The 8215-nt window shown below is 54.0% G+C and carries 12 protein-coding genes and 1 pseudogene; 7 read left to right on the top strand and 6 right to left on the bottom strand.

Annotated features, from left to right (window positions below; translation table 11 throughout):
- The first annotated feature begins 21 nt into the window (after window positions 1–21).
- Complete coding sequence (locus AB7E14_RS16645; RefSeq protein WP_042999953.1) at window positions 22–273, top strand: zinc ribbon domain-containing protein; 252 nt, start codon at window positions 22–24, stop codon at window positions 271–273.
- A 7-nt stretch (window positions 274–280) separates the two neighbouring features.
- Window positions 281–868, top strand: a complete 588-nt coding sequence (locus AB7E14_RS16640) for a dienelactone hydrolase family protein (protein WP_109740688.1) — start codon at window positions 281–283, stop codon at window positions 866–868.
- Window positions 869–882: 14 nt separating this feature from the next.
- On the opposite strand, the gene AB7E14_RS16635 is transcribed toward AB7E14_RS16640, so the two are convergent.
- Window positions 883–1356, bottom strand: a complete 474-nt coding sequence (locus tag AB7E14_RS16635; protein ID WP_192926861.1) for a methyltransferase family protein — start codon at window positions 1354–1356, stop codon at window positions 883–885.
- Window positions 1357–1483: 127 nt separating this feature from the next.
- Here AB7E14_RS16635 and AB7E14_RS16630 point away from each other — a divergent pair.
- A pseudogene (locus tag AB7E14_RS16630) lies at window positions 1484–1671 on the top strand (YegP family protein).
- Window positions 1672–1713: 42 nt separating this feature from the next.
- On the opposite strand, the gene AB7E14_RS16625 reads toward AB7E14_RS16630, so the two are convergent.
- The 4 genes from AB7E14_RS16625 to cynR all read right to left on the bottom strand — a co-directional run bounded on the left by AB7E14_RS16625 (window position 1714) and on the right by cynR (window position 5021).
- Window positions 1714–2436, bottom strand: a complete 723-nt coding sequence (locus tag AB7E14_RS16625; RefSeq protein WP_044327364.1) for an amino acid ABC transporter ATP-binding protein — start codon at window positions 2434–2436, stop codon at window positions 1714–1716.
- Window positions 2423–3187 (bottom strand): amino acid ABC transporter permease, encoded by a 765-nt coding sequence (locus AB7E14_RS16620; RefSeq protein WP_042999949.1) that lies wholly within the window; start codon window positions 3185–3187, stop codon window positions 2423–2425. The genes AB7E14_RS16625 and AB7E14_RS16620 overlap by 14 nt, the downstream gene beginning before the upstream one ends.
- Before the next feature lie 66 nt (window positions 3188–3253).
- Complete coding sequence (locus AB7E14_RS16615) at window positions 3254–4021, bottom strand: basic amino acid ABC transporter substrate-binding protein (protein ID WP_042317722.1); 768 nt, start codon at window positions 4019–4021, stop codon at window positions 3254–3256.
- 106 nt (window positions 4022–4127) lie between these two features.
- Entirely contained in the window at window positions 4128–5021 is an 894-nt protein-coding gene (gene cynR / locus AB7E14_RS16610) for a transcriptional regulator CynR (protein ID WP_316962451.1), read from the bottom strand.
- Between the two features lie 110 nt (window positions 5022–5131).
- Here cynR and AB7E14_RS16605 point away from each other — a divergent pair, with 110 nt between their 5' ends.
- The 4 genes from AB7E14_RS16605 (at window position 5132) to AB7E14_RS16590 (ending at window position 7992) form a co-directional block, all read left to right on the top strand.
- On the top strand, window positions 5132–5791 hold the full coding sequence (locus AB7E14_RS16605) for a carbonic anhydrase (protein ID WP_042999948.1): 660 nt from the start codon (window positions 5132–5134) through the stop codon (window positions 5789–5791).
- Window positions 5792–5823: 32 nt separating this feature from the next.
- Window positions 5824–6294 (top strand): cyanase, encoded by a 471-nt coding sequence (cynS, locus tag AB7E14_RS16600; protein ID WP_316962450.1) that lies wholly within the window; start codon window positions 5824–5826, stop codon window positions 6292–6294.
- A 61-nt stretch (window positions 6295–6355) separates the two neighbouring features.
- Window positions 6356–6814 carry a nucleoside deaminase gene (locus AB7E14_RS16595; RefSeq protein ID WP_042999946.1) on the top strand — a complete coding sequence of 153 codons (459 nt, stop codon included), beginning with the start codon at window positions 6356–6358 and terminating at the stop codon, window positions 6812–6814.
- Complete coding sequence (locus AB7E14_RS16590; protein ID WP_316962449.1) at window positions 6811–7992, top strand: cyanate transporter; 1182 nt, start codon at window positions 6811–6813, stop codon at window positions 7990–7992. Before AB7E14_RS16595 ends, AB7E14_RS16590 begins: the two co-directional genes overlap by 4 nt.
- Window positions 7993–8140: 148 nt before the next feature.
- Here the strand turns inward: AB7E14_RS16590 and AB7E14_RS16585 are convergent.
- Window positions 8141–8215 (bottom strand): DUF2545 family protein (locus tag AB7E14_RS16585; protein WP_428169690.1); only part of this gene is annotated, 75 nt, incomplete at its 5' end.

Here is an 8215-nt window from a genome sequence, read left to right as displayed (position 1 = left end):
ACAGGATACAAGGAGCGTGAAATGTCACAGCAAGAACAGTTTTGCCATGCCTGCGGAATGCCACTTTCCGCACCCGATGCCAAAGGGGCGAGCGATAAATACTGTGCCTATTGCAGCGATGCCGAAGGCAATCTGAAGCCCTGGGATGACGCCGTTTCCGGTCTGGCAGGATTTCTGGATTCCTGGCAAAAAGTGGGCCCTGAGGAGTCACGTAAGCGCGCAATCCGTTACCTGACATCCATGCCTGCCTGGGCACACAAAGCAGACGACTAAACCGCCGATGCCAACCCAACGGTCAGATGCCGTCGTGATCCTGCATGAAATCTACGGCATCAATGCGCATATACATCGCACCAGGGAAATGTGGCGGGCGCGTGGTTTCGATGTCTACGCCCCCGCACTTTTTCCGCATGACGCGCCGTACAGCTATGCTCAGCAGGACGAGGCGTATCGCTATTTTTCAAACCACGTTGGTTTTGATCCACAACCCATCTTAACGTTGCTTACCACACTGCGTGCGCAACATCGCAAATTGATTGTCATCGGCTACAGCACCGGGGCAACGCTCGCATGGCGGGTCGCAGGAAGCGGCTTGTGTGACGGGGTTATTTGTCATTATGGCTCTCGCATTCGTCAGTACAGCGATGAGTTACCGCACTGCCCTGCGCTGATGATCATGGCTCGCCATGAGCCGTCATTCGACCCTACGGCGCTACAACAGAAGCTGGAAACATTGCCCCTGGTGCAATGTCATATGTACGATGCACAGCACGGCTTTTGTGACGCAGACAGCCCCGGATACCTTGCGTGGCAGGCGCGCCATGCTGTCGCTGATGCCATCGCATTTGTTGACGCGGTCTGCGGATAGTCGACATCCTGCCTTTATAGCCAGCGGCGAACCTGTTTAGTGTAGTGCTCCCACTGTGCACCAAAGCGCTTATGTAACTCGAACTCTTCAAAATCGATATGCAACCGGGCCACCGCCAGCATAAAGAGCGGTACGGCAATCATGCCAGGCAGACTGCCCATCCAGAGCGCAACGGCAAATTGCACACCGGTCAGTCCAAGATAAATAGGATTTCGACTCCAGGCATAACATCCGTGCGTAACCAGCGTCGTTGTTTTATCCGCCTGTAGTGGATTGAGGGTAGTGCGACTCACATGCATGTGCCACGCGGTCGTCAGAATGACGCCGAGACTGACTGCAGCAATCGCCAGACTCAGCACCTGGGTGACCAGGCCAAAGGTAAAACGCGGATTTGCGGTCAAACAATCCCCGACCACAAAGATTAACAAAATGACCGGCGGCGGAAACCGACTTCTGAGCTTTGCAAGACGCACATTGATCTGTTTCATTTCTCTCCTTCTGCATCGCGACTAGTTTGAGACTTTACAGTTCCCTTCGAATAGTGCCTGATAAATTATCACTAAACGATGCTCAATACGGTCCGGTAATTCCTCTCTTTTCAAAAAGGCGATAATGATGGCCGGTTGGTTTGAATTGAGTAAGAGTACAAACGATCAATTCCGTTTTGTATTGAAAGCAGGTAATCATCAGATTATTAGCGCCAGCCAGATGTATATGCCTCCGTGCAATCGCGTGATGCGGGCATCGCGCCAGTAAAAACAAACGGCAGTAGCAAAACGATAAAAGAGCAGATCGGATTTTGACGTAATTGGCCAGATCGGGAAATACCGATCTGGCCTCTAATATTAAAGAACCTTACTTAAAAACTCAGCCGTTCGCGGATTCACTGGCGACGTAAAAAGCACGTCAGGCGATCCCTCTTCCTGGATAATACCGTGATCGATGAAGATGACCCGATCAGCCACTTCACGGGCGAACCCCATTTCGTGGGTGACAATCGCCATGGTCATGCCTTCATTGGCCAGATTCTTCATAACCTCCAGCACATCCCCCACTAACTCTGGATCCAGCGCCGAGGTTGGCTCATCGAACAACATGATCGAGGGGTTCATTGCCAGCGCGCGGGCAATCGCCACACGTTGCTGTTGACCGCCCGACAGGCGTGAAGGCCAGGCGTCGCGTTTATCGCTTAATCCGACCTTTTCCAGCAACATTTCTGCCCGGCTGGTCGCATCGCGACGCGAGAGCCCCAACAACATTTGCGGTGCCATCATCAGGTTGTCCAGCACCGTCATGTGCGGAAACAGATTAAAACGCTGGAACACCATCCCCACGCTTTCGCGCATTTTATTGAGATCGGTTTTGCGATCGTGAACGGCAAAACCATTCACCATCACTTCGCCCTCGGTGACTGTCTCAAGCGCATTCATACAGCGTAAAAAGGTGCTTTTCCCGGACCCTGACGGGCCAATGATGCACACCACTTCCTGCGGTTTGATATCACAGTCAATCCCGCGCAGAACGTGGTTGTCACCAAAATGTTTATGTAAATTTTTAATGTGGATCACTTTTACCAAACCTTTTTTCCAGACGGTTAACCAGCTGCGCCAGCAGGAAGGTGAGTACCCAGTACACCAGTGAAATGGTCAGGTAGGGTTCCCAGTAGGTGGCGTAAGCGCCTGAAACCGTACGCGCCGCGTAGGCCAAATCGGCAAGACCGATCGCCGAGGCGAGTGAGGAATCTTTGACAATCGCAATGGCGTTATTGCCCAGCGGTGGAAGAATACGGCGAAAAGCCTGAGGCAGAATGACTTTGCGCATGGTTTTCCACCACGGCATCCCCAGCGCTCGCGAGGCCTCCATCTGACCGGGGTCAATCGACTGGATCCCCGCGCGGAAGATCTCAGAAACATAAGCCCCGGCATTCAGCGTGATCGCCACAATACAGGATAAGAAAGCCCCGTAGCCCGAGCGCAATTCGCGGGCAAAATCGGCGCTCATCAGCCCGCTGGTGACCAGAATTCCGTCACGGGGATTGATGAACAGCGGTACCAGCGCAAAATGGACGACCATGATCTGAACAAACAGTGGCGTTCCGCGAAAGGCGCTGACGTAGAAACGAACGGGATATTGAACAAAATAGCGGAGTGCGTATTTCCAGAAACCGTGCTCGGCTTTCGCCATGCGGCCCAGCCCCAGCGTCAGCCCCCAGAGTGTGCCAAGACAGACACAGATGATGGTGCATTTTATGGTCATCCACGCGCCTTCCATAAATAATGGCGCATACTCCTGGATGATTTCCCAACGAAATCCCGTCATGGTTTTCCCCTGCAAAAAAGCTGACACAGACCGCGTGTCAGCTTAAAAATAAATTAATAATGCAAATTACTCTGACGGAAGTGTCGGGACTTCACTGTCAAACCAGGTTTTATAAATTTTATCGTAGGTACCGTCAGCGATGATTTTCTTCAATCCCGCGTTAATCTTTTGCTGTAATTCGGTATTTCCTTTGGCGACCGCAATACCAAAATACTGGCGCTCAAACTTGGCATCCGGCACAAGCTTGAACTGTTTTTCCGGATGCTGCTTGATGTAGTATTTCACCACGCCAACATCGCCAACCGCCGCGCTGACGCCATCTTCAAACAATTCCTGCAGCATTAACGGCGTGTTGTCGAAACGCTTAATTGCGGTGCTGTTTTTCCCGAGAACGCCAGAAACCACAATGTCGCCGGTACTGGAGTTAACGACGCCAACCTTTTCCGTTTTCAGCGAGTCCAGAGAACTCACTTTTGAATCAGCCGGAACGACAATGGACTGCTCCGCCGGGAAATAAGGAAGAGAAAAATCCACCATCTGCTTACGTTTATCCGTGATGGTGATCCCCGAGATAATGATGTCGCGATCCCCGGAACCCAGCGTCGCAAAGATACCTTCCCACGGCGTGTTGACCAGTTTGACATCAAAATTTTCTGCTTTAGCAATGGCTTTAATAATATCGATATCAAAGCCTTCCAGTTGTTTCTGGCTGTTTTCAAATTCAAATGGGCGATAGGTGCCACCCGCGCCGACCACGTAGGTTTCTTGTGCTGCAAAAGCGGCCCCGGTCAACGCCATCATCAAACATCCTGCTTTTATCCACTGACTGAACATTCCCTTCTCCTTTTATTTTTATGCACATTTACTGCATAAAAATACCCAAACTACTTTCCTTATGCAATCACAATCTGCTCCGCGGCTTACCTCGCCGAAACGCCGCTTAGCGTGTCGTTTTCACAGTCTTAACGCCTTCTTGCGCCATCGCGACAAACGCCCTGGCGGCGGCGGTTCGCCAGGCGCCTTTGCGCTGCAATAATACGGCCGTGCGTTCGAGCAGTTGTGGCGTCAGTGAAATGGCCCGCAGATCGTTGCTTTGCAACGCGATAGGCGCAGGCAATAGCGTGGATAATCCCGTGCGCCGCACCAGTTCCAGCACCGCGCTGATGGAATTAACCTCCATGTGGATCTGCGGTTGCAGTCCAGCCTGACGACAGTAACGATCAATCTGTTCCCGGGTAGCAAACTCCGCGCTCAATAAAATCAACTTTTCATTATTGAGCACGCTTAAATCCACCGACGCCTGTGCCGCCAGCGGATGATGATTCGCCACAACCAGGGCCAGGTTTTCAGTCAGCAACGGCTGTGCATCGATATCCGCAGAGTGAATCTCATCAAAAGCAATGCCAACATCCAGTTTATCGTTGACCAGCCTCTCTTCGATGTTGTCCTGCGAGAGCTCCTGCCACTGTAAAGTCACATTAGGATAGCGGGTATAGAATTTGGCCAGTAACGGGCCGATAAACCAGGCGGTAAAGGTAGGCGTCACCGCGACGCGCAGGGTCCCCCGGCTCAGATCCTCCACATCATGAATGGCACGTTTGCCCTCTTCCAGCGCCTGTAGCGCGCTACGCGCATAGCGCAGATAAACCTCTCCCGCATCGGTCAACCGGGTCAAACGCCCGCTACGATCGAACAACTGAACGCCAAGCGCCTCCTCCAGTTGCCGGATTTGCTGTGAAAGCGCCGGTTGCGAAACGTGCAGCGCCGCCGCTGCACGAGTGAATCCGTGATGTTCCGCGACGGCAAGAAAATAGTGAGTGTGTCGATCCAGCATCGCCTTTACCCATAAGATTTTCCAATAGCCTCCATTATAAATGAGTCTTTTATCTTATGACATGAAGTGCGTAGCCTGTGTCCATCGCATAGCGAGACAGAGGATTATTCGTGAAAGAGATTATTGATGGCTTCCTGAAGTTTCAGCGCAAGGTCTTTCCTGAACGCGCGGAATTGTTCAGACGCCTTGCCACCCAGCAAAATCCCCGGGCGTTATTCATCTCCTGTTCGGACAGCCGCCTGGTTCCCGAACTGGTCACGCAGCGCGAGCCTGGCGATCTGTTCGTGATCCGCAACGCCGGAAATATTGTGCCGTCATACGGGCCGGAGCCCGGCGGGGTAACCGCCTCGGTGGAATACGCCGTCTCTGCGCTTCGCGTCAGCGACATTGTGATCTGCGGACACTCAGACTGCGGTGCGATGACCGCCATTGCCGGCTGTCACTGCCTGGATCATATGCCTGCCGTCAACCACTGGTTGCGTTATGCGGACTCCGCTCGCGTCGTTAACGAGTCACGAATGCACACCTCTTTGGCTGAGAAAACGGCCTCAATGGTGCGTGAAAACGTCATCGCGCAACTCGCCAACATCCAGACCCATCCCTCCGTGCGCCTCGCGCTCGAAGAGGGGCGCATCGCGCTACACGGCTGGGTTTACGACATCGAAAGTGCAGAGATTGCCGCTTACGACGGTGCCAGCAGACAGTTCGTCTCTTTGGCGAAAAACCCAGACACCTGCGCGATGCCTTACCGCCAGCCATCCGCAGCCTGAGCTATTTTTTAACGTATCAATGAGGATTCATCATGATTCAGTCGCAAATTAACCGTGATATTCGCCTGGTCCTGGCTGACCAGATCCTGCTGAGCAAAGCCAAAAAGGATCTCACATTTGCCCAGCTTGCGGACGGTACCGGCTTATCCGAAGCCTTTGTCACCGCCGCGCTGCTCGGTCAACATGCCCTCCCGGCCGATGCTGCGCGCCTCATCGACGAGAAGCTGGCCCTCGACAGCGATGCAGTCCTGTTGTTACAGACCATTCCCCTGCGCGGCAGTATTGACGATCGCGTACCGACAGACCCGACGATGTACCGCTTCTATGAGATGTTGCAGGTTTACGGCACCACGCTAAAAGCGCTGGTCCACGAAAAATTTGGCGACGGCATTATCAGCGCCATAAATTTCAGGCTGGATGTAAAAAAAGTGGCGGATCCAGAAGGTGGCGAGCGCGCCGTGATTACTCTGGATGGTAAGTACTTGCCAACGAAGCCTTTTTAATCCATCAGAACGGTACGCGCAGGCGTATCGTTCTTCTTTTATTTGCTCACAGGAGTAAAGCATGTCTGCACATGATAACTATCTGCAACAGGCGTTGGCCCTGGCGGCCCGTAACGTTGAACAGGGTGGACGCCCGTTTGGCGCGGTCATTGTCCGCAACGGCGTCGCGATCGCCGAAGCCGTCAATACACTGCACCTGGATGATGATCCCACCGGGCATGCGGAACTCAATGCCATTCGGGCGATTGCTGCCCATTCAGGCAGTGCAGCGCTCCGCGAATGCGTGGTTTACGCCAGCGGACAACCGTGCCCAATGTGCCTTAGCGCGATGTATCTCACCGGGGTGAAAGAGGTCTGGTTCGCCAACAGCAATGGCGACGGCGAAACGTTCCGTCTTTCTACGGCTGCCATTTATCAGCAACTACAGCAGCCTCTCGAGCAGCAAACCCTGCCCGTTCATCATCTTCCGCAGCCTAACGGTCTGGCGGTGTATCAACGCTGGGCTGAAAAACAGTCATGAACAAAACTCCCCGCGTTGGCCTGATGCTGCTGGTTCTGGTGCTGATAGGCCTGAACATGCGTCCGTTGCTGACTTCTGTCGGCCCGCTTCTGCCACAGCTACGCGCCGACAGCGGCATGAGCTTTGCCGTGGCGTCGCTGCTCACGGCGCTACCGATGATCGCCATGGGCGCGTTGGCGCTAGCTGGCGGGTGGATCAATCGCCATATCAGCGAGCATGTCAGTGTCACCTTGAGTTTGTTGATGGTGATGACCGGCGCGTTGCTTCGTGAACTGGCGCCGCACAGCATTGTGCTGCTCAGCAGCGCTCTGCTGGGTGGCATTGGCATTGGGATTATTCAGGTGGTGATGCCCACGGTGATTAAGCGTCTTTTTCATCGCCGCATGCCGCAGGTGATGGGACTCTGGTCGGCCGCATTGATGGGGGGCGGGGGACTCGGGGCGGCGCTGACGCCGTGGATCGCGCAACACAGCGAACTCTGGCATCGCTCGCTGGCATGGTGGGCCTTGCCCGCGCTGATTGCTCTGGTTGGCTGGCTAGCACAACGCCGCTCCGCAGAGATGCCGATCACTCACCCGAAAGGTGCCGCCGTGCGCGTCGTCCTCAATCCGCGTGCCTGGACGCTGGGGCTTTATTTTGGCGTGATCAATGGCGGTTACGGCAGTCTGATTGCCTGGCTGCCGCCGTACTATATTCAACTGGGCAAAAGTGCACAGTTCAGCGGTACGCTGCTGGCGCTGATGACCGTCGGTCAAACGGCGGGAGCGCTCATATTGCCTATGCTCGCGCATCATCAGGATCGCCGTAAATTGCTGCTTTTCACGCTGGCGCTACAGATGCTCGGCTTTTGTGGTTTTATCCTCTGGCCTGCGCAATTGCCGATTCTGTGGGCGGTGGTGTGCGGTATCGGCCTGGGCGGCGCGTTTCCTTTATGTCTGGTGCTGGCGCTCGACCATGCCCGACATCCGGTAATCTCCGGTAAATTAGTCGCTTTCATGCAGGGGATTGGTTTTATTATTGCTGGCCTCTCTCCCTGGCTCTCTGGTCTCTTGCGCAGTCTGAGCGGCAATTACTGGCTTGACTGGACGTTCCATGCCCTCTGTATCGCCGGACTGATGGCGCTCACAGTGCGTTTCGTTCCCGCACGCTATCCACAGGAGTGGTCAGTCGCCGAGTAAGGCGCGAACGGAAGAACAGAGGATTAACCGGGTCGTTTCGGGGGGGGCTGACAACGGAAGTGCCAGTTGGCTGGCACTTTCCCACAGGACGCGACAACCCAATATAAAAATGGCAATCATCAATAATAATGATTTATTGCCGTGCAAATTAACGCTTACCGTAACCCACCATAAAACGAATGATCAGGCCGCAGGCAGGTGAAAGAAAAAGAAACAATCCTGT

Source organism: Citrobacter sp. (genome assembly GCF_050252275.1).
Taxonomy (GTDB): Bacteria; Pseudomonadota; Gammaproteobacteria; order Enterobacterales; family Enterobacteriaceae; genus Citrobacter_A; species Citrobacter_A amalonaticus.
Note: the sequence above shows the minus strand (reverse complement) of the source record. Positions and strands in the feature narration are given on the sequence as shown.

What these genes read in the sequence shown, in the direction of transcription:
- cynS (WP_316962450.1), top strand. Translation starts at nt 5,824, where the DNA reads ATGATTCAGTCGCAAATTAACCGTGATATTCGCCTGGTCCTGGCTGAC.
- AB7E14_RS16640 (WP_109740688.1), top strand. Translation starts at nt 281, where the DNA reads ATGCCAACCCAACGGTCAGATGCCGTCGTGATCCTGCATGAAATCTAC.
- AB7E14_RS16645 (WP_042999953.1), top strand. Translation starts at nt 22, where the DNA reads ATGTCACAGCAAGAACAGTTTTGCCATGCCTGCGGAATGCCACTTTCC.
- AB7E14_RS16635 (WP_192926861.1), bottom strand. Translation starts at nt 1,356, where the DNA reads ATGAAACAGATCAATGTGCGTCTTGCAAAGCTCAGAAGTCGGTTTCCG.
- AB7E14_RS16590 (WP_316962449.1), top strand. Translation starts at nt 6,811, where the DNA reads ATGAACAAAACTCCCCGCGTTGGCCTGATGCTGCTGGTTCTGGTGCTG.
- AB7E14_RS16595 (WP_042999946.1), top strand. Translation starts at nt 6,356, where the DNA reads ATGTCTGCACATGATAACTATCTGCAACAGGCGTTGGCCCTGGCGGCC.
- cynR (WP_316962451.1), bottom strand. Translation starts at nt 5,021, where the DNA reads ATGCTGGATCGACACACTCACTATTTTCTTGCCGTCGCGGAACATCAC.
- AB7E14_RS16615 (WP_042317722.1), bottom strand. Translation starts at nt 4,021, where the DNA reads ATGTTCAGTCAGTGGATAAAAGCAGGATGTTTGATGATGGCGTTGACC.
- AB7E14_RS16620 (WP_042999949.1), bottom strand. Translation starts at nt 3,187, where the DNA reads ATGACGGGATTTCGTTGGGAAATCATCCAGGAGTATGCGCCATTATTT.